This window comes from Sorangium sp. So ce1014, from assembly GCF_051521505.1.
Classification (GTDB): Bacteria; Myxococcota_A; Polyangia; order Polyangiales; family Polyangiaceae; genus Sorangium.
Genome location: NZ_CP150356.1, coordinates 2,583,163 through 2,606,013, shown reverse-complemented (window position 1 = coordinate 2,606,013; position 22,851 = coordinate 2,583,163). Strand labels below are relative to the sequence as shown.

Here is a 22,851-nt window from a genome sequence, read left to right as displayed (position 1 = left end):
CGACATACCTACCGTAGCGTCGCCGCGGGCGCCCCGGCAGGGGTCACACTGGCCCAGAAAGAATTCACATGATGGCGGGAAGACGGGAAGATCATTGATCATTCCTCCCCGCCTCCCCGCCTTCATGTTCAATTTCGACCACTCCCCGAACGTCTGTACGTCCGAGGCGCGCGGTGTTCGGTCGTACAGCAGCGTCGCGGCGCCGACGAGGTTCATGGTACGGTCTGCCGCATGGAGGGTGGGCGCGCAGGAAGCGCAGCCGTGCGCATGCTGCTGCCGACGCCTCACGGGCCGGCCGAGCGCCGCCCGTCCGGCAGGCTCTCCTCACGGCCGCCACAAGGATCCCTGAGAGACCATGAAGACATCGGCTATGCGACGCGCCATCGGCTGGCTCACCTTCGCGGCGTCATTTGTCCTGGTCTCGGCGTGCCAGCCCGAGCCGTCGCGCAGCGACCGCGGCGAGGAGACGCGCACGCCGCTCCGCTTCAGCCACGGCTACTGGCTCGGGTTCTTCCCGCTGTCGATCGCCGAGGAGAAGGGCTTCTTCGACCAGCAGGGCGTCGACGTCGAGCTCCTGTTCAACCCGGATCTCTACGGCATGATCTCCGATTTCACCGCGGGAAAGGTCGACGGCCTGCCGTGGACCATGGAGGTCGTCGTGCGCGTCCTCGCGAAGGAGCCGGACGCGCGGGTCGTCCTCTACCTCGGCCAGACGGCGGGCGCCGACGTCATCATGGCGCGGCCCGAGATCGAGAAGATCTCCGACCTGAAGGGGAAGAAGGTCGCGGCCAAGACCGGCGCTCTGGGCGAGATGCTTGTCGGCGAGATGCTCGAGAGAAATGGCCTCGCCATCGACGACGTGACGCTGGTCAACGCGAGCGAGACCGACGTCATCCCGTTCCTGCAGAACGGCACGATCCAGGCCGCGCACACCTGGGAGCCCTACGCGACGCAGGCGGCGAAAGCCGGCGCCAGGGCGATCTTCTCGAGCAAGGAGACGCCCGGGCTGTTCGCCGACTTCACGATTTTTCGCGGCGCGGTGCTGCGCGATCGGCCGGACGACGTCCGCGCGTTCATCCGGGCCTGGTTCCAGGCCGTGGAGTACTGGCAGGCCCACCCGCAGGAGGGCAACGAGATCATCGCGAGAGCCCTGAAGATCCCCGCCGGCGACATCAGCACGGACGGATACGAATTCTTCTCGCTGGAAGAGGTCCGGCGCAAGTTCGCTCCGGGCAACGATCCCACGTCGCTGGCGCCGCTCGTCAACAAGCACGTCGAGTTTCTCGTGCAAGACGGGCAGCTGGGACGCCGCCCGGACATCCACCAGATCTTCGACTCGTCCTTCCTGCCTCCTGCCACGACGCGCGAGTGAGCGCTGCGACACGCCTTCGGGCGCGTGCGCGACGCGGAAAGCGCGCACGCGCCCGAGAGCGCGCCGAGCCCCCGGAGCGCAGACCCATGGAGATTCGACGACCGCAATGAGCCGCGAAATGCAGCAGAAAACCCCTCTGATCACCCTTCGCATGAAGCTGATCGTGGCGCTCTTGACGGTCGCGCTCACGCCGCTCTCGATCCTCACGCTCCTGAACAAGCAGACCAACGAGACGATCCTGACCGAGAACGCCAACCAGGCGCTCGCCGCCGCCGCGTCGCAGGCCGCGACGAGCGTCGACGACTTCATCGAGAGCAACCTGGACGCGGTCCGGGTCGAGGCGCGCCTGCCCGGCCTGACCAGCTACTTGATCCTGGGCGACGCGGCCCGGGGGAGCGGGACCGAGGAGCACGCGCTCGCGTCGAGGACGCTGCAAGGGCTCATCCGGAAGGACACGATCAACATTCTCTCCTATGCGCTGCTCGACCACCGCGGGCAGAACGTCCTCGACACGGTACAGACGCCCATCGACAAGGACGAGTCCAGGCGGGATTACTTCGTCCGCGCGATGGATACGGGCCTGCCGTACGCCTCGTCGATCGTGTTCGCCGGCGAGGTGCCCCAGCTCGTCTTCAGCAGCGTCGTGCGCGACGCGGCGAACAAGAAGAAGATCATCGGCGTGCTCCGGTGCGTCTACAATCTGTCCGCCGTCCAGCGGATCATCCTGAGCCAGACGCGCCTCCTGGAGGCGTCGGACGCGTTCGCGATCCTCCTCGACGAGCACCACATCCGCCTGGCGCACGGCCGCTCTCCGGAGCGGGTGTTCAAGTCGCTTGTGCCCCTCCCGCCGGACCTCGTCGATCGGCTCAAGGCGGAGCGGCGGCTGCCGGACAGGCCCATCGCGGAGCTGTCGACGAACGTGCAGACTTTCGACGAGGGCCTGCGCCGCTTCGAGCTCGAGAAGGACCCGACGTCGACGGCGCATCGCTTCCTGCGGGCCCGCGTGGCCGAGACGGACGACGACATGAGCGCGGTGGCCCTCGCGCGCGTGAGCGCCTTCGAGGGCATGAAGAGGCCGCCCTGGACCGTGGCGTTCGCGCGGCCCGAGAGGTCGTTCCTCGAGCCGATCGAGGCCAGGACGACGCGCGACGCGCTGCTCCTCGGCTCGCTGATCGCCGGGATCGTGACGGCGGTCGCCATCGTGATGGCGCAGCTCTTGACGAGCCCCATCACCCGCCTCGCGCAGGCGGCGTCCCAGCTGGCCAGCGGCAAGCTGGACACCGTGGTCGAGGTGCGATCGCACGACGAGATGGGCACGCTGGCGGAGTCCTTCAACCAGATGGCGCGCCAGATCCGGGGGTCGTTCGAGGCGCTCGAGGAGCGGGTCGAGCAGCGCACGGCCGAGCTCAAGGAGGCGAAGGTCGCCGCGGACGCCGCCAACAAGGCGAAGAGCGAGTTCCTGGCCAACATGAGCCACGAGCTCAGGACGCCGCTCAACGGGATCCTGGGCTACGCGCAGATCCTCCGGCGCTCGCAGGGGATGCGCGAGCAGGAGCTGCGCGGGCTCAACATCATCTATCAATCCGGCTCTCACCTGCTCACGTTGATCAACGACGTCCTCGATCTGGCGAAGATCGAGGCGCAGACGATGGAGGTCCATTCGAACGATTTCCATCTCCCCTCGCTCCTGCGATCGACGGCCGAGATCTGCCGCGTACGCGCCGAGCAGAGGGGCATCGCGTTCGTCTACAGGCCCGATCCGGAGCTGCCCGCCGACGTGCACGCCGACGAGCGGCGGCTGCGGCAGGTGCTGATCAACCTGCTCGGCAACGCCGTGAAGTTCACCGAGAAGGGCAGCGTCACGTTCACGATCAAGTGGCTGGGCGAGGGACAGCGTCCGTCGCAAGGCGCCTCGCCGGACGCCGGCGCGGGCCGCGACGCGCCGCGCAGGGCTCACACGGTGCGCTTCGAGATCGAGGACACCGGGACCGGTATCAGCCCGGAGCAGCTCGACCAGATCTTCCTGCCGTTCAAGCAGGCGAGCGACGGCAAGCGCCGCGTCGAGGGGACGGGGCTCGGGCTCGCGATCAGCCAGCGGATTGTGAAGCTGCTCGGCAGCTCCATCGAGGTGAAGAGCGAGCCCGGCAAGGGCAGCGTCTTCTGGATGGACGTGACGCTCACCGAGTCGCCCCGGCGACCGCAGGCCTCGGCGTCCGGGTCGAAGGCGACGATCGTCAACTACGAGGGCAGGCGGCGGAAGGTCCTCGTGGTCGACGACAAGCCGGAGAACCGCGCGGTGCTCGTGGAGATGCTGGAGTCCGTCGGGTTCGAGACGTCGGAGGCCACGGACGGCAAGGAGGGCCTCGCGGCGGCGTCGGAGCGCGAGCTCGACCTGGTCATCACGGATCTGGCGATGCCGGAGCTCGACGGCTGGGAAATGATGCGCCTCCTCCGGCAGGTGCCGGATCGGGCAGGCCTCAAGATCTTCGCGTCGTCCGCGAGCGTCTACCTGTCCGATCAGCACAAGAGCCTTGCGGCCGGCGCGGATGATTTCCTGCCGAAGCCGCTGCAGCTGGAGGAGCTCCTCGAAAAGATCCGGCAGCACCTCGCGCTGGAGTGGGTCTACGAGCAGCAGGGCGACCCGGGCGCGACGGGCGAGGGTGCCTTCGGCGCGCCGCCGGGATCGAGCTCACCTGAAGCCGCCGGCGAGGGAGCGCCTCAGGTCCTCCCCTCCGCCGAGGATCTTCGGCTCCTGCTCGAGCTCGCGCACAAAGGGCTCTTCAATCAGGTCCAGAAGCACCTCGACAAGCTCGAACGGACCGATCCGAAGCTCGCGCCGTTTTCCAGCCACCTGCGCCACCTGATGAGGGACTTCAGGATGGACGCGGTGGAAGAGTTCATCAAGGAGCACGTACGCAATTGACGACGCTGGAAGGCTCGCGCTCTGGCCGTGGAGATGGGAGCGAGGGCGTCCTGGAGGAGAGGATGATGGATGCGAGTGAAGCCGGGACGATACTCATCGTTGACGACAATCCGAGGAACCTGGGCCTCTTGTCCGATACCCTGACGGACTCAGGCTTCGAGGTCGCGGTGGCGGTGGACGGCGTGCGTGCACTCCGGCTCGCGAAGGAAGGGCTCCCGGATCTCATCCTGCTCGACGTGAAGATGGAAGGGATCGATGGATTCGAGACCTGCCGCCGGCTGAAGAGCGACCCGGCCACGAGCGCGATCCCTGTCATCTTCATGACGGCGAGCACGGACCTGTCCGCCGACAGGTTGAAGGGCCTGAACCTCGGGGCCGTCGACTACCTCGCCAAGCCGTTTCTGGACGAGGAGCTGCTCGCGCGCGTCCGGGTGCACACGAAGCTCAGGAAGCTGACGAAGAGCCTCGCGGCGCAGGTGGACGAGCGCCTCGCGGCGGAGTCGGCGTTGCAGCGGCTCACGCAGGAGCTGGAGAGGCGCGTCGGCGAGCGCACCGTCGAGCTGGAGCGGGCGCTCGCGGGGCTCACGCAGGCGCAGGCCCAGATGGCGACGGTCATCCGCGCGGCTCAGGCGGTCTCGGGCGAGATCGTCCTCGATGACCTGCTCGACCAGCTGATGCGCCTCACCCTGGAGCACGCCGACGCGCGGAAGTGCGTCCTCGTCCTCTCGCGCGAGCCCGGGCTGGTCATCGAGGCGCTGATCACGAGGGATCCGGACACGGTCCGGCTCGGGCTCTCGACGCCGCTCCAGGCGGACGCCGATCTCGCCGTGTCGCTCGTGGAAGAGGTCGCGAGGACCCGGGAGTCCGTCTTCCTCTGGGACACGCGCCGCGAGGCTCGCCTCGCCGACGCGCGGTACCTCGAGGGGAAAGAGCCGAGGTCGGTCCTCTGCCTGGCCATGATGTACCAGGGCGAGCTGATCGGCGTCCTCTACATCGAGGGCGATGCGAGCCGAGAGCCGCTGTTCGCGGCGCAGCTGGAGACGCTCGGGCTCCTGGCCTCGCAGGCGGCGGTGGCCGTGAAGAACGCCCTGCTCTACGCGAACCTGGCGGAGATGGCGTCCGCGCTCCGCGAGTCGAACGAGGGCCTGGAGACCGAGGTCGCGCACCAGACGGAGGAGCTCCGCCGGACGAACGAGCGCCTGCAGCTGGAGCTCACCGAGCGCGCGCGGGCCGAGGGGGCGCGCGCCGCGCTCCAGGAGGAGGTCATCCAGGCGCAGCACGCCCGGCTCGCGGAGCTCTCCACGCCGCTCATCCCGATCACCGATCACATCATGGTGATGCCGCTCATCGGGACGATCGACGCCGCGCGGGCGCAGCAGGCGCTCGAGGCGGCGCTGAACGGGGTCCAGGCGAACCGGGCGCAGGTCGTCATCCTCGATGTCACCGGGGTGACGGTGCTCGACTCGGCGGTCGCGTGCACGCTCATGAGCACGGCGGCGGCGCTGCGGCTGCTCGGGGCAAAGACGGTGATCACCGGCATCCGCGCCGAGCTGGCGCAAACGCTCATCGACCTGGGCGTCGATCTGAGCGCTGTCGTGACCAAGGGGACGCTCAAGAGCGGCATCGGCTACGCGTTGAAGCAGGCCGGCGGCGGCGCGGCGGGCCTGCGAGCCGACGGCGAGGGCGCCCGCAACGGCGTCGCTGCCCTGCGCAAGAACGGGCATTGAGCGCCCCGCGGTCGGGCGCAGGCGGGGCTGCGCGCCGGGGCGCAGCCCTCGCTCAGCGGCCGGCGGACAGCGGCCCTGCCATCGCCGGGCCGGCGAGCGCCGCGCGGTACCCGAGGTAGCGCCCGAACGCGCGCATCGCCTGGTTCCAGTGCTTGGGCTGCTTCGCCCGCATCTCCTTCACGCCGACGTCGGCCAGCGCGTCCCCCACGTCGATCCACCGCGGATCGCCCGTCAGCGCGTAGGCGGCGCCGAACGCGGGCACGATCAGCAGGTTGAGGTCGGCGGTCCCGCTGTCGTCGTACGCGTCGGTCTCGCAGCCCCACAGGTACCGGAACGCGCGCCGGTCCGACGTGATCGCGCGCTCGGCGAGCCAGCGCGCCGCGCGCGCCACGACGTCGCGGATCCGCGGGTCGCCGGTGAGCGCGTGGTAGTCCATGAGCGCGTCGACGAGGAGCGCGGTCATGAACGGCGAAGCGCCGCGCGGGCCGCGCTCGCACTCCGACGGGTCGGCGCGATGGAGGTCGTGCTCGAACGCGCCCGACGCGCCCTGCTGCTGCCACGCCACGGTGCCATCGGCGAGCCCGCGCAGCGCCGAGAGGAGCTCCGGCCGCGGGTCGATGGCGTAATAGCTCGACAGCGTCATCATCGCCCAGGCCATGTTGCGCTCGGTCGTGCGCAGCACGTCCTCCTTCTTTCCGCCGGTGAGCGCGGCCAGGTTCAGCCGGAGCGCCTCGCCCATCGCGAGGACCGCCTCCTTGGCCGCCGGGTCGCCGGTGAGCAGGTAATCGTCGAGCATCCCCTGGCCGAGCATGCGCCGGAGGACCTGCCAGGAGAGGGGCGCGGCCGGGGTCCAGTCCGCTTTCTCGCACACGTGGACCGCGAGCCGGCGGTCGGGCGAGAACCGGAGCTCGTGCTGCCGGTACCAGACGGCCTCGGCGCGCGCGCGCCGGTACCGGGCGGCGTCGCCGTGCCGGAGGAAGCGCTGATAGAGCGCGTGCGGGCCGTCGTAGTACGTGCGGTGCGCGCCCGAGCAGCTGACGCCGTACGTGTCGTAGGCGGGCGTCATGCGGGCGAGCGCGCGCTCGATGCCGCTCTCGAACCCGGGGAAGCGGCGATCGTCGATGGCGGGGAGCTGCGGCCCGCACACCCGGCTCGCCGCGTACCACGAGGGCGGCAGCACCGCGGCGATCGGGCCGTCCGGGTTCGGCAGGAGCGCCTCGTCGAGCGCGGTCGGCCGAGGGGCCTGGGAGGGTTGCGAGGGCCGGGCGGCCTGGGGGGTCTGCGCGGCCTGGGGGGCCGGCGGGTCGGCGCGCTGAGAGGGTGAGCCGGGCTGAGGAGCGCCGAAGTCCAGCGTGTAGATCGCGCGCTCTCCGGGCGCGAGCGCGGCGCGGAAGACGAGGAGCGCGCTGCGAATCGAGCGGCCCCGGGGCCAGACCGCGAGCGGCCTCGCGCGGAGCGGGACCGCCGCGCCGCGCCCATCGCGCAGGCGGACGAGCCGCACGTCGCGCAGCGCGCCCGGCGCGAACGGCACGGCCACCGACACGACGACCTCCGGCAGCGGCGGCGCCTCCGGCGGGCGCTTCGCGGGCGCCGGCGCGCTTGAGGTGGCGTCGGCGACGAGCAGCAGCGGGACCGATCCCTCGGCCGGCGGCGCCGGGCGCCCAGCGGCGACGTGCGCCTCCAGGACGGCCCGCACGCGCGGCTCCACCCGGCGCGCGGCGGGCACCCGAGCGGGCGGCCGGCCGCAGCTCATCCAGAGGAGCGGCGCCGCGAGGAGCAGCGCCGCGATCGAGCGGCGGGCGCCGGGCCTCGTCTTCATGGGCCGCAACTCCATGCAGCGTATGATGCCCGGCGCCCCCACGCGTCGCGGCAGCGGCAATGCATCAAGGCTCTTGAGCCATGTAGATCCGGACACCTCGGCCGGCTTCAGCCGGGACCGCGACTTTCAGTCGCAAACCGAAGCGACCGGCTTGAGCCGGCGGAGAGCGGAGCTATCTCGCTCCTCTCGGACCAGCTTTGCCTGAACGCACGGTTCTCCTTTTACCGAATTCGCTATTTCCTCGGCGCCCGGCGCTGGGCTGGTTCGCCCCAACAGGTCACGGGAAGACGGGAAGACAAGAAGATCATCGGCATCTTCTTCCCACCTTCGCGCCTTTCCAAATTCCTGTTCAGACTGGCCATCTGCCGGCGCCCGGACAGCATTTGCGTTCTCGACAAACGCCCACGCGCGATGCTATCAGCATTGTCGAGCCAGTGCGACTCGGCAAACAGAGCAGCCATGGTCATGAACAAGGCAAGCGGGCAGGACCATCATCTCCTGTTCAACCTGATACCGCACTTGGTGTGGATCGGGCGGCCGGATGGCTCCATAGAGCACTGTAATGACAACTGGGTGGAGTACACCGGCGTGGATCCGGCCAAGGGCCCAGGCCGCGGGTGGTGCGAGGCGATTTCGCCGCGCGATGCGCACCGCACGCGCGCCGCGTGGCACCACGCTCTGACCACCGGCGATCTCTTCGAAGCGGTCTGCCGCCTGCGCCGCGGCTGCGACAGCTCGAACCGCTGGTTCCTCACCCGCGCCCGGGCGCTTCGCGACGCCGAAGGCCGGGTGGTCCGCTGGATCGGGACATGCACCGATATCCATGACCAGAAGCTCATCGAGAAGGCCCTTCGCGCGAGCGAGGAGCATCTTACCGTGGCTCTGACGGCCGCGGACATGGGCACCTGGCGCGTGGAGGTCGCCACCGACATCGAGCACCGAGGCGCCAACCTGAACCGCATCCTCGGCCTTCGTGCGGTACCGTCCACCCAGGCTCGGCACGATTTCCTGGCCCGGGTACACCCCGATGACCGCGAGCGCCTGGTCCGAGCCGTGGGGCAGACGCTGGTCGGGGCCGTGTTCGACATGGAGCTCCGCTTCGTCCGGGCCGATGGCGCGAGCCGCTGGGGGCGCTACCGCGGCAAGGTGCTCGCCGACGAGACCAGCAAAGGCCCGCTCATGACCGGCGTCTTGGTCGATATCACCGACCTCAAGCTCGCCGAGGAGCGGGCGCACGACGAGAGCCGTATCAACGAGACTCTCTACCGGCTGGGTGCCTCGTTCGCCCGGGAGCTCGACGAACCCAAGCTGGCCCAGCTCATCGTCGATGAGGCCACGGCCGTCGTCGATGCCACGTGTGGCGCCTTCTTCGTCGTGGACGATGAAGCTCTCCACCGCTTCCGCTCCCATACGTTCTCGGGAGCGGAGCCGAACGCCTTGGCCAGCCTTCCCGCGCAGCAGATCACACAGCTCCTTGCCCATATGCTCCATGGCTCCGGCGTGAGCCGTTGTGACGACACGCGTGAGGATCAGCGATATGGCGCCCTGGGCCCCGAGCACGCGGGCCATCCCTCCGTGGTCAGCTTTCTGATCGTATCCATCACCAACCGTTCCGGAGATGTCATCGGCATCCTGCTGTTCGGGCATTCTGAGCCCGCGCGCTTCACAGCCCGGCATGAGCGCATCGTGAGAGGCATCGCCACGCAGTCCTCGGTCGCCCTGGAGAACGCCCGCCTCTACCGCGCGGTGGTCGCGCGCGAGACCGAGCTCGCCGCCGCCTACGCGATAGCCAAGGCCGCGGATCGCCGCAAGGACGAGTTCTTGGCCATGCTCGGCCACGAGCTGCGCAACCCGCTCGCCCCCATCGCCACCGCCGTGGAGCTCATGAGGCTCAAGGGCGTCGTCGACCTGAACAAGGAGCGGGAGGTCATCGAGCGCCAGGTCAAGCACCTCTCGCGCCTGGTCGACGATCTCCTCGACATCTCGCGTCTCGTCCGTGGCAAGATCGAGATCGCCAGTGAGCTGCTCGAGCTCGGCACGGTGGTGACCAAGGCCATCGAGATGACTAGCTCGCTATTGGAGAAGCGGGCGCAGAGGCTCGCCGTGGACGTGCCCGGGCAAGGCCTGCTCGTGCAAGGCGATCCGGTGCGCCTGGTCCAGGTGTTCCAAAACCTGCTCACCAACGCAGCCAAGTACACGCCGCCGCATGGTCAACTCACGCTGCACGGCTATCGCGAAGGCAACGAGATCGTCGTGCGTATGATCGATAACGGCATGGGCATGTCACAGGCCATACTCGGCTCGGTGTTCGAGCCCTTCGTGCAGGGCGACCGCGCTCTCGATCGCTCCGAGGGCGGGCTGGGCATCGGCCTGTCTCTGGTGCGACGCCTGGTGGGGCTTCATGGCGGTACGGTCCTCGCTTCGAGCGCGGGCCAGGGAAAGGGCAGCGAGTTCGTGGTCCGGTTACCCATGGCCGAGGCCGACAGCGCCGATGGGCAGGTCCGTCCGGCTTTCGCGACGAAGGCCGCTGCCGTGCCCGCGGCCGCGCCGCGGCGCGTGCTCATCGTGGACGATAACGCCGACGCGGCCGCGACGCTGGGTGGTCTCCTGCGACACCTCGGCCACCACGTCGTTGTTGCACACAATGGCCCCGATGCGCTCGCGCTGCTGAACAGCGCTCAGCCCGATACGGCGCTCCTCGATATAGGATTGCCGGTCATGAACGGCTACGATCTCGCCAGGCGGATGCGCGAGCGCATCACAGCCGACGAGCTCCTGATCGTGGCCATCTCCGGCTATGGCCAGGAGCACGACCGGGAGCGCAGCCTGGCAGCGGGGTTCGATGATCATCTGGTGAAGCCCGTAGAAACGAACCGATTGCTCGCCGTCTTCGAGCTGGGGCGTGCCCGCGGACGCGACCGAGCGAGGTCGAGCGAAATAGGCTGAAGACATCCGCTGCACCCGTCTGGAGTGCGAGTCGTCCGTCCACAACCGCAAACAGCCATGCACGGACAAGCACGAGAGGCGAAATGCGCCAGCGACCCGCTAGATGAGAGCCAGATGAGCTCCGCGGTAGGGTCGGTCATCGGGTGCTACGAGATCATCCGCCCGCTGGGCCGAGGGGGGATGGGCGAGGTGCTCCTCGCCCGGGACACACGTCTCGGTCGCCTCGTGGCCATCAAACTGCTCACCTGCCCCAGCGAGCAGCGCTTCCTCTCGGAGGCGCGCGTGACGGCCCAGTTCAGCCACGAGAACATCGTCACCATCTACGAGATCGGCCAGCACAATGGCTATCCGTACATGGTGCTCGAATATCTCAAGGGCATGACGCTGCGCCAGTGGGTCGATGAACGCGCCGAGCGCTCCCGGGACGCAGGAGCCGGGCCGTCGGGCACCGACGCCCCCGGACTGCCACCAGGCCGGGCCGCCGAGCTGATGATCCCGGTGGTGCGGGCCATGGTGAGCGCGCACGCGCTGGGGATAGTCCATCGCGATCTCAAGCCCTCGAACATCATGCTGACCGACACCGGCCTCATCAAGGTGCTCGACTTCGGTATCGCCACGCTCCTGGACTTCCCCGAGGCGGGCCGTGAGCCCAGGGACACGCTCGTGGAGCTCGAAGCCTCGCAGACGCAGAGCACCTCCAACCGCCGCGTCGGCAGCATGCCCTATATGTCGCCCGAGCAGTGGAACGCGGGCAGCGTGGATCATCGCGCCGATATCTGGGCCGTGGGCCTCATCCTGGCCGAGCTGGTGCTGGGCCACCATCTGCTGGCGCCGCTGTTCGTGGATAGCCTGCGCGCGGTCGGTGACCTGGATATCGCGATGCCCAGCATGCTCGAGATGCGCCCGGAGCTCGGCAAGCTGAGCTCGATCATCGATCGATGCCTGCTCAAGTGTAAAGAAGACCGGATCGGCACGGCCCGCGAGCTCCTCGAGGAGCTGGAATCGCTCGCCATCGGCCGTCGCCGCGCCCCCGTGCAGGCCGAGGAGCAAGCTCCCCCCTACCTGGGGCTTTCGGCGTTTCAAGAGAGCGACGCGACGCGCTTCTTCGGCCGCGCCCGGGTGCTCGGCCAGGCGGTGACGCGCCTTCGCGAGCAGCCGCTGCTGGTCGTCGTGGGGCCCTCGGGCGCGGGCAAATCCTCGTTCGTGCGCGCCGGGCTCATCCCCGCGCTCAAGCAGACCGGGGATGCCTGGATGGCGTTGATTCTCCGGCCCGGGACCCACCCGCTGACCACGGTGGCCGAGCTCTTGCTGGCCCATGGGTGGCAGACCTCGACGGAGAGCGCCGACCCTCGGCTCGCGCAGAGAGCGGAGAGCAGCGACCGCGCCGAGCTTCTGGCGCGTCTGCGCGCCGCGCCCGGGCTCCTTGGCGCGCAGCTCCGCGCGCGCGCCCGCCGCAAGCGCGCGCGCATCCTGCTCTTCATCGACCAGGGCGAGGAGCTCTACACCCTGGCTGCGGCCGACGAGCGCGGGGCGTTCCTCGCCAGCCTGGCCGGTGTGGCCGACGACATGGCCTCGCCCCTTCGGGTGGTGATCGCGCTCCGCTCGGACTTCCTGGACCGGATGACCGAGGCCCACGCGGCCATGGCCGAGTTTGGCCGCGGGCTCATGCTGCTGCCGCCCATGGACCGCGAGGGCCTGCGTGAGGCGCTGATGCGGCCGCTGGGCGCCTTGGAGTATCGCTTCGAGTCTCCCGGTCTGGTCGAGGACATGCTCGATACGCTGGAGCACACCGCGGGTGCGCTGCCGCTCTTGCAGTTCACGTCGGCCCGGCTCTGGGAGCGCCGGGATCGCGCGCGGCACCTGCTCACCGACGTGAGCTATCGGCAGATGGGCGGCGTGGCGGGCGCCCTGGCCAGTCATGCCGATACGGTGCTGGGCGCGATGTCACCGAGTGAGCGCAAGCTGGTGCGGACGGTGCTGCTGCGCCTGGTGACCCCGGAGCGCACCCGCGCGCTGGCCAGCGTCGGCGAGCTGCGCGAGCTCGGCGCGGGCCCGGCAGACACGAGCGCGGACATCGATCGCGTGCTGGGGCGCCTCATCGAGGCGCGGCTGCTCACGGCCGAGTCGAGCGGCGAGATCGATGCGACGGTGGAGCTGGTGCACGAGTCGCTCATCACCAGCTGGCCCACGCTGGCGCAGTGGCTGACGGACCACCAGGACGATGCGGCGTTCCTCGCGCGGCTGCGCCACGCAGCCAAGGAGTGGGAGGCCAACGGCCGCGCGGAGGGGCTGCTCTGGCGCGGGCAGACGGCCGACGAGGCCAGGCGGTGGCAGGCGAGGTACAGCGGTGGGTTTTCGCCGGCCGAGCAACGCTATCTCCAGGCCGTGCTCGGCCTGGCCGAGCGCTCGCGGCAGCAGCGGCGCCGGATCGTGGCCGGCAGTATGGGGCTCCTCGTGCTTGTCGCCGCGAGCATGTCGTATCTGGCATGGCAGATGCGAGTCGAGGCCACCCGGGCGCAGATGGAGGCCGTCCTGGCGCGCGACATGACCCGGCTGGCCGCGGCGCGCGCGAATCAGGACGACCCGACCACCGCGGTGGCCTTGTTGCGCGAGATCGAGAGCCCTGACCCGCCGCGAGGGTGGTCCGAGCTGGCCAAGCATGTCCTCGATGCCGGAGTCGCCCCCACCGTGCTGCTCGGCCACTCCGATGCCGTATTGCAAGTGGCGTGGAGCCCGGAGGGCACGCGCATCGCCTCGGCCTCATGGGACAACACCGTGCGGGTGTGGAACGCCGATGGCTCGGGTGAGCCCCTCGTCCTCCGGGGCCACACCGACGGGGTCGATTCGGTGGCGTGGAGCCCGGACGGCACCCGCATCGTCTCGAGCTCCCACGACAAGACCGTGCGGGTGTGGAACGCTGACGGATCCGGTGCTCCGCGCGTCCTCCGAGGCCACACCGACCAGGTCTGGGCGGTGGCGTGCAGCCCCGATGGCACGCGTATCGTCTCGGGGTCCACGGATGGGACCGTGCGGGTGTGGAACGCGGATGGCTCCGGCGTACCTCTCGTCTTGCCGGGCCATTCCGCCTTGGTCGCTTCCGTGGCGTGGAGCCCGGACGGCACGCGCATCGTCTCGGGCTCGTGGGACAAGATCGTGCGGGTGTGGAACGCCGATGGCTCCGGTCCTCCGCTCCTCCTCCAGGGCCATACCGCCAACGTCTACTCGGTGGCGTGGAGCCCGGACAGCACCCGCATCGTCTCGGGCTCGTACGACAAGACCATGCGGGTGTGGAACGCGGATGGCTCCGGCGCCCCCCAGGTCTTGACGGGCCACTCCGACTGGGTCACGTCGGCGAAGTTCAGCCCCGACGGCACCCGCATCGTCTCGAGCTCGTGGGACCACACCCTGCGGGTGTGGAATGCCGACGGCTCCGGGTCTCCGTTCGTCCTCCGGGGTCACGCCGGCGCGGTCTGGTCGGTGGCGTGGAGCCCCGATGGCACGCGCATCGCCTCGAGCTCATATGACGGCACCGCGCGGGTTTGGAATGCCGATCGCCACAGCGCCCCCCTCGTCATGTCAGGCCACTCCGATAACCCCTGGACGGTGGAATGGAGCCCCGATGGCACCCGCGTCGTCTCGGCCTCTTACGACAAGACAGTACGGGTATGGAGCGCTGACGGCTCCGGCCCTCCCCTTGTCCTCCGCGGCCACTCCGACTGCATCCGGTCGGCGGCGTGGAGCCCCGACAGCACCCGCATCGCCTCGGGCGCGCAGGACAAGACCGTGCGGGTTTGGAATGCCGACGGCTCGGGTAAGCCCCTCGTCCTCGAGGGCCACTCCAGGTGGGTCCAAGGGGTGGCGTGGAGCCCGGACGGCGCCCGCATCGCGTCGGTCGCGAAGGACAGGACCGTACGGGTATGGAATCTGGGTGGCTCCGGGGAGGGGTCGGGTGCGCCCCTCCTACTCCAAGGGTACTCCGAACTCGTCAATAGGCCCCCTGGTGACGATTCGAGCCCGCCCCAAGTCAATTCGGTGGCGTGGAGCCCGGACGGCACCCGCATCGCCTACCCCTCCTGGGAGAACACCGCGTGGGTGCGGAGTGCCGACGGCTCGGGTGCGCCCCTCGTCCTCCAGGGCCACTCCGACCACGTATTGTGGGTGGCGTGGAGCCCGGACGGCACCCGCATCGCCTCGGCCTCGAACGACAAGACCGTGCGGGTGTGGAACGCTGACGGCTCCGGTGCTCCGCTCGTCCTCCGGGGTCACTCCGACCAGGTCCTGGGGGTGGCGTGGAGCCCGGACGGCGCCCGCATTGCCTCTAGCTCGCACGACGGGACGGTACGGATATGGAACGCCGATGGCTCGGGTGAGCCCGTCGTCCTCCAGGGCCTCGCCGGCGCGGTTTGGTCGGTGTCGTGGAGCCCGGACGGCACCCGCATCGCTTCCAGCCATGGCGATAAGAGCGTGCGCGTATGGCGCGATCTCCGACCCGTCAAACGGTATGATCCGAGGCTGTGGACCGCGACCACTTACTGCCTGCCAATTGCCGAGCGGCAGCGCTTCCTGGGGACGAGCGAGCAGGTCAGCCAAGAGGAGCATGCCCGGTGCGTGCGACGGGTAAAGCAAGCGTCCGCTTCCTCATCATGAGGCCTCCACGGTGCTGCCCTCTGCCCGATCGCGTCCCTGCGCCGCGGTAGCCTCCGCTCCAGCGCTGCCCTTCTCCGCTTCAGCGCTGCCCTTCTCCGCTCCAGCGCTGCCCTTCTCCGCTTCCGCGCTGCCCTTCTCCGCTTCCGCGCTGCCCTTCTCCGCTTCCGCGCTGCCCTTCTCCGCTTCCGCGCTGCCCTTCTCCGCTTCCGCGCTGCCCTTCTCCGCTTCCGCGCTGCCCTTCTCCGCTTCCGCGCTGCCCTTCTCCGCTTCCGCGCTGCCCCAGGCGCCACAGACCCCCGGTGCCCCCCCGGCTTGGAGCCCCGATCGCCTCGAACCCCGGGGGTCCTCGACCGCCATCGTGATAAGCGTCGCCGCACCATGCAGGCGCCCGACACCGACCCCCCCGCGCCCCCGGCTCCGCCCCAGGATGGCGCCCCCCCGGCCCCCCCGACCGCGGAAGCCCCCGCGCGCCCCGGCCGCGGCGCCGCCGCCTCCCCGCCCCCGCCGCCCCGCCGCTGGGCCGTCGGGCTGCTCAGCGCCCTCCACGCCCCCGTCTTCGCCTGGGCCGCGCTCTCCCTCCCCTTCCGCCCGTGGACGCTCTTCGCCGTGGCCACCGCCGCGCTCGCCCTGCTCCACGCCGCGACCGCCGCGCTCTCGCTCCTCCCCCACCCCCTCGCGCCGCGCGCCTTCCGCGCGACATCCTTCGTCTCGCTCGGCTACCTCGCCTTCCTGAGCTTCGGGCTCCTCTCCTCCGCCGTCTACGTCGCCTCGCTCAACCGCGGCCTCGGCACCGGCATCGCCGCGGCGCTGCTCGCGGTCTGGGCGGTCGTCGCGCTCCTCACGCTGCCGTTCGCCTGCTGGGGTGTCGCCTCGACCGGCGGCCTCCGCCTGCTCCGCCCGAACCGCCGGCCCTCGCCCGCGCTCGCCGCGCTCGCCGCGCTGGCGCTCCTGGCCGCCCTCTCGCTGCTCTTCCGTCACCGCGTCGCCAAGGCCGACGTCCTGCCCGTGCCCGGCGGCGCCCCGTCGCGCACGGGGGCGGCGCTGCGCGAGGCGCTCTCGTCCTTCGACGCGCTCCCCGCCCCGCCGGCCAAGGCGCCGTCGCTCATGACCACGGCGCCGGCCGCGTGCGCCGCGCCCCCGGAGCCCGGCCGCCCCACCCTCGTCGTCACCCACCTCGCCCGCGCGAAGGACCCCGAGCGCGCCGCCGCCGCCACCCGCTGCCTCCAGCCCGCGCCCGGCGAGGACCCTGCGGCGGCGCTGCGCGGCGCGCTCGCCGAGGCGCTGCGCGGCCCCCTCAAGATCGACGTCGTCTCGGCCGTGCAGCCGCTCGACTCCCCCGGCCCGGGCCTCGCGGGGCTGTCGCTGCGCCCCGGGCTCGACGGCGTCTGCCTCGCGGAGCGGTGCCTCCTGCCGTGGCAGCTCATCGCGCTCGACGCCTTCAACACGAACGCGCCGCTCGCCGGCGTCCCCGACTTCCGCTTCGGCGTGGACCTCGCGGTCCTGCGCCGCGCCCTCGGCGAGCCCGAGCCGCCCGGCGGCCACGGCCCCGCCGGCCCCGACGACGCCGCGCTGAGGAGCGGCCTCGCGCGGATCGAGACGCTCAGCTACGCGGTCGACGCCGCGGGCGAGCTCCACCTCCTGTCCCGGATCGGCGAGCCGTCGGTGCCGCTCACCGAGGCGACCGCCCAGCGGGCGGCGGCCGCGGCCCAGCGCTACATCCTCGGCGCGCAGCGGAAGGACGGCATGTTCCGCTACATCGTCGACCCGTTCACCGGGCGCGCCTCGTTCGACGGGTTCTCGATCGCGCGGCAGGCCGGCACCACGCTCGCCCTGTGCGAGCTCGGGAGCGGCGAGGGCGGCGCGCCGGCGCCGCCGGCGCTCGGCAAGGCGGTGCAGCGCTCGCTCCGGCTGCTCGCGAAGCTGGAGCGCAAGGCCGGCGAGGGCGGCGCCGTCGGCGCGCTCTTCTACCCCCCGGACAGCCCCGGGAACGTCGCGAACCTCAACCCCACGGCGCTGAGCCTTGTCGCGTTCCTCTCGTGCCGCGACGTCGTCAGCGAATCGCGCGACGCGCACGACGCGCTCATCGGGCGGCTCGCCCGCATGGTGCTCGCGACGCAGCGGGACGACGGCGGCTTCGCGCCGCAGCTCGACCTCGCGCGCGTCGCGCCGATCCTCGGCCCGACGCAGCTCTACGAGGGCGGCCAGGCGGTGCTCGCGCTCACGCTGCTCGAGGCGCTCGCCGCCCGCGAGCCGAGGCCCGAGCTCCCGCCCCCCGCCGCGGTGCGCGCCGCCGTCGACCGGGCCATGGACCACTACGCGAACCGCTACTGGGACCATTTCGCGAATGATTTCGTGTACATGGAAGAGAACTGGCACTGCCTCGCGGCGCGCGCGGCGCTCGGCCACCACCGCCGGGACGACTACGAGCGGTTCTGCCTCGACTACGTGGCGTTCAAGTCGCGGCTCGTGCTCGACGAGGACAGCGAGGTGGCGCCCGATCTCGTGGGCGGATACGGGTTTGGCAACGTGCTGCCGCCGCACAACACGTCGACGGCGGGTTTCGGCGAGGCGCTGGCCGCGGCGATGGCGGTGAAGGAGGGGCGCGGCGAGGATCTCGCGCCGGACCGGGCGCTGATGCAGCGGGTGCTCGGCTTCCTCGTGCGGCAGCAGTGGTCGCCGGCGACCTGCTTCGCCTGCAGCCGCGACGTGATCATCGAGGGCGGCTTCAGCGAGAGCATGGCGTCCCCCCGGATCCGCATCGATTACGTGCAGCACGCCTGGGCCGCGCTCGGCCACGGGGGCAGGATGCTGGGGCTCGTGCCCGGGCGGAGCGCGCCGGCGGCGGGTCCGCTGTGAGCGCGGGCGGAGGCGGAGAGACGGCCGGGAACGCGGCCGCGGGCGGCGGGGCGGCGGCGAGCGCGGCCGCGGGCGGGGCGGCGGCGAGCGCGGCCGCGGGCGGGGCGGCGGCGAGCGCGGCCGCGGCCGCCGGAGCGCCCCTGGGCGAGGGCGCTCGATGGGGCGAGCGCAAGGTCTACGCGTACGGCGTGACCGCGGGGCTCGTGCTCCTCATGCTCGCCCCGCTGTTCCGCCGCCCTCCCGCCGACAGCTTCCCGCTGTCGACCTACCCGATGTTCTCGTGGGGTCGCCACGACGCGCGCACCGCGGTGGAGCGCGCCATCGGCGTGGACTCCCGGGGCGAGCGGCGGCCGATCCCGCCGCGCCTCGTGGGCAGCGAGGAGGTGCTGCAGGCCAAGGCCACGCTGGCGCAGAGCATCCGCCAGGGCGCCCGCGCGGCGCGCGCGCTCTGCCGCGGCATCGCGGCGCGCGTCGCCGAGCAGGACCGCTACGCGGACGTCGTCAAGATCGAGATCCGGACCGACACCTTCGACGCCGTGGCGTTCTTTGACGGGCAGGAGGCACCGGTCGACTCGAAGCTCCACGCGACCTGCAAGGTGGGCGCGCGATGATGAGGCGGCTCCTCGACCGATTCGACCGCGCCTTCTTCGCCGAGGCGCCCGCCGAGCGGCTCGCGATCTTGCGGCTCCTCGTCGGCGGCTTCGCCCTCGTGTACCTCTGCGTCCGCGCGGTGCACCTCCAGCGGGTGGGCCACCTGCCTCCGGGGAGCTTCAGGCCGATCGGCGTCGTCTCGGTGCTGTCCACGCCGCTCCCTCTCTGGGCGGTGCGCGCCTTGATCGGCGGGGCGATCGCGGCCGGGGCGGCCTTCGTGGCCGGCTACCGGTTCCGCGTCACGGGGCCGCTCTTCAGCGCGCTGCTGCTCTGGGTGCTGACCTACAGGAACTCCTGGGGCATGGTGTTCCACACCGAGAACCTCCTCGTGCTCCACGTCATCGCGCTGAGCCTCGCCGCGGCGGCCGACGCGCTCTCGCTCGACGCGCGGGCCGCGCGCCGCGCGGGCGTCGCCCCGCCGGAGCCGGACGGCCGCTACGGCTGGCCGATCCGGCTGTTCTGCGCGATCACGGTGACTTCGTATTTCATCGCGGGGGTCACCAAGCTCCGGAACAGCGGGCTCGACTGGGCGCTGAGCGACATCCTCCGCAACTACGTCGCTTACGACAACGTGCGGAAGATCGCGCTCGGCGACACCCATTCTCCGCTCGGCGGCGCGCTTGTCCGCTACCGGTTCCTGTTCCCGCCGCTCGCGCTCTGCAGCCTGGCCATGGAGCTCGGCGCGCCGCTCGCGCTGTTCAGCCGGCGCATCGCCGTCGTCTTCTGCGGCGCCGCCTGGCTCTTCCACCTCGGCGTGCTGCTGACGATGGCGATCCTGTTCCCCTACCCGCTGCTCGGCATCGCGTTCGCGGGGTTCTTCGAGCTGGAGAAGATGCGCGATCTGAGGCGCCCGCGCCGCGCGGGGCCTGCGTCGAGGACGGGAGGTCGCGAGAGGCTCTCGCAGGCGCGAGAGCCCCTCTGAGACGTCGCGTTCGTCCGGCCAGGCTCAGTCGCCGAGGGCCTCGATCCTCTCCTCACCGTAGCGCTTCCCGAGCGTGCGCTGGCCCGCAAGATCGAAGTGGCACACTCCCGATGGCCCCTCTGAGCCATCGGCGGCCGCTGCATGCAGCGACATCGGCGCTGGCGCCCCTCGCGCCGCTACGCTTCTTCGGCGGGCGCGTCGTCGAACGGCTCGCACACGACATAGATCTTCTTCCCGCTCGGATGGATCGCGAGCGTCGTGTAGCGCTCGCACGCGACGCACTCCCGCACGTCCGTCGCCTTCCCTCGACGCGGACAGCTCACCTGCCGTGGCTCCGCGCCGCCACCTTCGATCTCGAGCCACGCCAGCTTCTCCGGTGCATCCAGACGACAGTTCATCACGCCCTCCTCCCGCGGCCATCGGCCGATGAAGGGTCTTTTGCAATCACCGAGCCGCGCGAGGGTGCACCGCGACACGGGCGAGGCGAGCCGTCCGGGCCAACTCCCGGTCGCATTGTCTGCCGAGGATCCCGCGTCCCTCCGGCCCCCTCTTCCGACCTGCCGGTGCGCATCCGGCGGGCCGAGCGGCGGGTCGACCTGCCGTGACGCACGCCCTGCGCGGGAGGGCGCACGGCGTGCACCCGCGAGGAGCGCCATCTGCCGCGCACTCTGGGCCTTCACGCCGGCGAGCCGGATGGCGCACCGTTTGCTGTGATGTGCACTGCGGCTCTTCGGAGGGGAACACCATGGCAGACTGGCTCGTCGTGCTGCTGGCGACTGCCGGCGGCGTTGGATCGCTGGTCGTCTGTACGAGACGCCTGCTCGCCCGGCGGCACTACCGCGCCTCGGAGGTCACCCTGGTGTGCCCACGGACCGGTACCCCGGCGCGGTGCCGGCTGGTCGCCGACGGGCGCTCGGGGGAGCTCGTCGAGATCAGGCGGTGCTCGCTGGCCCCGGGCGGGGTGCCCACGTGCGAGCAGGACTGCGTGAAGCTCCTGAACCTCGGCATCCGGCTCGCGCCCGTCGATCCAGCACGCCGCGGCGAGCACGCCGGCGCTCGCGACGCCGGCGCCGGCGTGCCGCCCGGCCCTGACGCGCCCTGACGCACCCTCCCGCGCCCTGACGCGCCCTGACGCGCAAGGCATGCGCCGCCGCGCAATTCCCGCAGCGCGCAGCGCGCCGCGCGGCCGTCGCCGCCGGGGACCCACCATGGAACATGGCGTGCTCTCGACCCGGGATCATGGCTTCCCAGACCCAGACGATCTCGACACGCTCCTCTGGCAATCTGCCGATCGCGCTTCTCCTCGTGGGGAGCGGCGGCCTCTTGTGGATCCGCGCCGCGCTGCGCGACTCGGACGCGCTGGTGCTGCTCCCCGGCGCCGAAGGCTGCCTGACCGCCGGGATCGTCGGCGTGCTGCTCGCGCTGCTGCACGGCATCCCCTACCGGACAGCGCTCCTGTCGATCGCGGCCCCGCTCGTCCTCGTGCAGGTCCTCGCCAGCGAGCTCGCGGGGTCGTCTTTCCTCCCCGTGGTCGGGATCGAGCTCACCGCACTGGGCCTCTTCGGCCTGCCGCTCTCCCGACTGCCGCGCCGCCGCCCTGCCGCGGCCCGTCCCGTCTGCTCGCTGCGCGAGGCGCCCCCGTCGCCCTCGTGAGCCAGCCCCGACATCGGAGGACGCGCGGCGCCTCGCCGGCGTCCGCGCGGCGAACGAGGGCCCCGCCTGGGCGGGCAGGGCCCTCGCGGCCGCGGCGGATCAGAACTCGAACTTGTCGAACGAGTTCAGGTCCTTGCACGCGTCGACGAGGCGCGCGGCCACGCCCTTCTCGCCGAGGTGCAGCCAGCCGCGCGGGTCGATGTACTTCTTGTTGGGCTTGTCCTCGCCCTCGGGGTTGCCGAGCTGCGACTTCAGGTAGGCGCCCTTGTCGTCCATGAACTTCTTGATGGGCTGCGTGAAGGCCCACTGCGTGTCCGTGTCGATGTTCATCTTGATGACGCCGTAGGACACCGCCTCGCGGATCTCCTCGCGCGACGAGCCGGAGCCGCCGTGGAACACGAAGTCGACCGGCTTCGCGCCCGTCTTGCGCTCCTTCTGGATCGCGTCCTGGGAGTTCTTCAGGATGGGCGGCCGGAGCTGCACGTTGCCCGGCTTGTAGACGCCGTGCGTGTTGCCGAACGACGCGGCGACCGTGAAGTTGCCGATCGGCTTGAGCGCGTCGTAGGCCGCGAGGACCTCGGCCGGCTGGGTGTACAGCTTGGAGTTGTCGATGCCGCTGTTGTCGACGCCGTCTTCCTCGCCGCCCGTGACGCCGAGCTCGATCTCGAGCGTCATCTTGAGGGCCGCCATCTGCCGCAGGTACTTCTGGCAGATCTCGAGGTTCTCATGGAGCGGCTCCTCGGACAGGTCGAGCATGTGCGACGAGAACAGGGGCTCTCCGTTCTTCTCGAAGAACTTCTTGCCGGCCTCGAGCAAGCCGTCGATCCACGGCAAGAGCTTCTTCGCGGCGTGGTCCGTGTGCAGGATGACCGGCACGCCGTAGGCCTCGGCCAGGTTCCGCACGTAGTGGGCGCCCGCGATCGCGCCCGCGACGGCGGCCTTCTCGCCCTTGTTGTCCAGGAACTTGCCGGCGAAGAAGTGGGCGCCGCCGTTCGAGAACTGGACGATGATGGGGCACTTGGCCTCTCGGGCCGCCTGGAGGGCGGCGACCGTGCTGTGCGAGCCGATCACGTTCACGGCCGGCAGCGCGCACTCCACGCTCTTCATGTACTCGAACAGTTCCTGAAGAGCGGAACCAGTGATCACGCCGGGCTTGAGCTTCAACTTGGACATGGCACCTTGAATCCTTGTTCCTTGCTCGGGTTGCGCTGAGCATGCACCGCGGCAACGGAAAGCGGAAGGGTGGATCGGATCCCCAGGGCGGGCGCGTCCGGGTACCATCGCCAAAGCTCCGGGAGCAAGCGGTTTCTCCGGTGCCGCAGCTGCAGACTTGAA

Annotated in this window: 13 protein-coding genes; 10 read left to right on the top strand and 3 right to left on the bottom strand. The window is 70.8% G+C overall.

Features of this window, described 5'->3' with window-relative positions; all coding sequences use genetic code 11:
• Nucleotides 1-355: 355 nt before the first annotated feature.
• The 3 genes from WME75_RS09980 (at nt 356) to WME75_RS09970 (ending at nt 6,022) form a co-directional block, all read left to right on the top strand.
• On the top strand, nt 356-1,372 hold the full coding sequence (locus WME75_RS09980; RefSeq protein WP_437489040.1) for an ABC transporter substrate-binding protein: 1,017 nt from the start codon (nt 356-358) through the stop codon (nt 1,370-1,372).
• A 118-nt stretch (nt 1,373-1,490) separates the two neighbouring features.
• Nucleotides 1,491-4,295 carry an ATP-binding protein gene (locus tag WME75_RS09975; RefSeq protein ID WP_437489038.1) on the top strand — a complete coding sequence of 935 codons (2,805 nt, stop codon included), beginning with the start codon at nt 1,491-1,493 and terminating at the stop codon, nt 4,293-4,295.
• A 62-nt stretch (nt 4,296-4,357) separates the two neighbouring features.
• On the top strand, nt 4,358-6,022 hold the full coding sequence (locus WME75_RS09970) for a response regulator (RefSeq protein WP_437489035.1): 1,665 nt from the start codon (nt 4,358-4,360) through the stop codon (nt 6,020-6,022).
• A 52-nt stretch (nt 6,023-6,074) separates the two neighbouring features.
• Here WME75_RS09970 and WME75_RS09965 read toward each other — a convergent pair whose 3' ends face one another.
• Nucleotides 6,075-7,841, bottom strand: coding sequence for a hypothetical protein (locus WME75_RS09965; RefSeq protein WP_437489032.1), 1,767 nt, complete (start codon nt 7,839-7,841; stop codon nt 6,075-6,077).
• A gap of 465 nt (nt 7,842-8,306) precedes the next feature.
• Here WME75_RS09965 and WME75_RS09960 point away from each other — a divergent pair, with 465 nt between their 5' ends.
• The 5 genes from WME75_RS09960 (at nt 8,307) to WME75_RS09940 (ending at nt 19,863) form a co-directional block, all read left to right on the top strand.
• Nucleotides 8,307-10,787 (top strand): PAS domain-containing protein, encoded by a 2,481-nt coding sequence (locus WME75_RS09960; RefSeq protein ID WP_437489029.1) that lies wholly within the window; start codon nt 8,307-8,309, stop codon nt 10,785-10,787.
• Between the two features lie 114 nt (nt 10,788-10,901).
• Entirely contained in the window at nt 10,902-15,434 is a 4,533-nt protein-coding gene (locus WME75_RS09955) for an nSTAND1 domain-containing NTPase (protein WP_437489026.1), read from the top strand.
• A 378-nt stretch (nt 15,435-15,812) separates the two neighbouring features.
• Entirely contained in the window at nt 15,813-18,290 is a 2,478-nt protein-coding gene (locus WME75_RS09950) for a hypothetical protein (protein ID WP_437489024.1), read from the top strand.
• Nucleotides 18,287-18,901, top strand: coding sequence for a hypothetical protein (locus tag WME75_RS09945; RefSeq protein WP_437489021.1), 615 nt, complete (start codon nt 18,287-18,289; stop codon nt 18,899-18,901). The genes WME75_RS09950 and WME75_RS09945 overlap by 4 nt, the downstream gene beginning before the upstream one ends.
• A complete protein-coding gene (locus WME75_RS09940; protein ID WP_437489018.1) occupies nt 18,898-19,863 on the top strand; it encodes an HTTM domain-containing protein in 966 nt (321 codons plus the stop codon). The genes WME75_RS09945 and WME75_RS09940 overlap by 4 nt, the downstream gene beginning before the upstream one ends.
• A gap of 176 nt (nt 19,864-20,039) precedes the next feature.
• On the opposite strand, the gene WME75_RS09935 is transcribed toward WME75_RS09940, so the two are convergent.
• Entirely contained in the window at nt 20,040-20,261 is a 222-nt protein-coding gene (locus tag WME75_RS09935; protein ID WP_437489017.1) for a hypothetical protein, read from the bottom strand.
• Between the two features lie 347 nt (nt 20,262-20,608).
• Here WME75_RS09935 and WME75_RS09930 point away from each other — a divergent pair, with 347 nt between their 5' ends.
• Entirely contained in the window at nt 20,609-20,965 is a 357-nt protein-coding gene (locus WME75_RS09930; protein ID WP_437489014.1) for a hypothetical protein, read from the top strand.
• Nucleotides 20,966-21,102: 137 nt separating this feature from the next.
• On the top strand, nt 21,103-21,516 hold the full coding sequence (locus tag WME75_RS09925; RefSeq protein WP_437489012.1) for a hypothetical protein: 414 nt from the start codon (nt 21,103-21,105) through the stop codon (nt 21,514-21,516).
• A 99-nt stretch (nt 21,517-21,615) separates the two neighbouring features.
• Here the strand turns inward: WME75_RS09925 and fbaA are convergent, their stop codons facing one another.
• A complete protein-coding gene (fbaA, locus tag WME75_RS09920) occupies nt 21,616-22,689 on the bottom strand; it encodes a class II fructose-bisphosphate aldolase (RefSeq protein ID WP_437489010.1) in 1,074 nt (357 codons plus the stop codon).
• Nucleotides 22,690-22,851 lie beyond the last annotated feature (162 nt).

What these genes read in the sequence shown, in the direction of transcription:
- WME75_RS09980 (WP_437489040.1), top strand. Translation starts at nt 356, where the DNA reads ATGAAGACATCGGCTATGCGACGCGCCATCGGCTGGCTCACCTTCGCG.
- WME75_RS09975 (WP_437489038.1), top strand. Translation starts at nt 1,491, where the DNA reads ATGCAGCAGAAAACCCCTCTGATCACCCTTCGCATGAAGCTGATCGTG.
- WME75_RS09970 (WP_437489035.1), top strand. Translation starts at nt 4,358, where the DNA reads ATGATGGATGCGAGTGAAGCCGGGACGATACTCATCGTTGACGACAAT.
- WME75_RS09965 (WP_437489032.1), bottom strand. Translation starts at nt 7,841, where the DNA reads ATGAAGACGAGGCCCGGCGCCCGCCGCTCGATCGCGGCGCTGCTCCTC.
- WME75_RS09960 (WP_437489029.1), top strand. Translation starts at nt 8,307, where the DNA reads ATGAACAAGGCAAGCGGGCAGGACCATCATCTCCTGTTCAACCTGATA.
- WME75_RS09955 (WP_437489026.1), top strand. Translation starts at nt 10,902, where the DNA reads ATGAGCTCCGCGGTAGGGTCGGTCATCGGGTGCTACGAGATCATCCGC.
- WME75_RS09950 (WP_437489024.1), top strand. Translation starts at nt 15,813, where the DNA reads ATGCAGGCGCCCGACACCGACCCCCCCGCGCCCCCGGCTCCGCCCCAG.
- WME75_RS09940 (WP_437489018.1), top strand. Translation starts at nt 18,898, where the DNA reads ATGATGAGGCGGCTCCTCGACCGATTCGACCGCGCCTTCTTCGCCGAG.
- WME75_RS09935 (WP_437489017.1), bottom strand. Translation starts at nt 20,261, where the DNA reads ATGAACTGTCGTCTGGATGCACCGGAGAAGCTGGCGTGGCTCGAGATC.
- WME75_RS09930 (WP_437489014.1), top strand. Translation starts at nt 20,609, where the DNA reads ATGGCAGACTGGCTCGTCGTGCTGCTGGCGACTGCCGGCGGCGTTGGA.
- WME75_RS09925 (WP_437489012.1), top strand. Translation starts at nt 21,103, where the DNA reads ATGGCTTCCCAGACCCAGACGATCTCGACACGCTCCTCTGGCAATCTG.
- fbaA (WP_437489010.1), bottom strand. Translation starts at nt 22,689, where the DNA reads ATGTCCAAGTTGAAGCTCAAGCCCGGCGTGATCACTGGTTCCGCTCTT.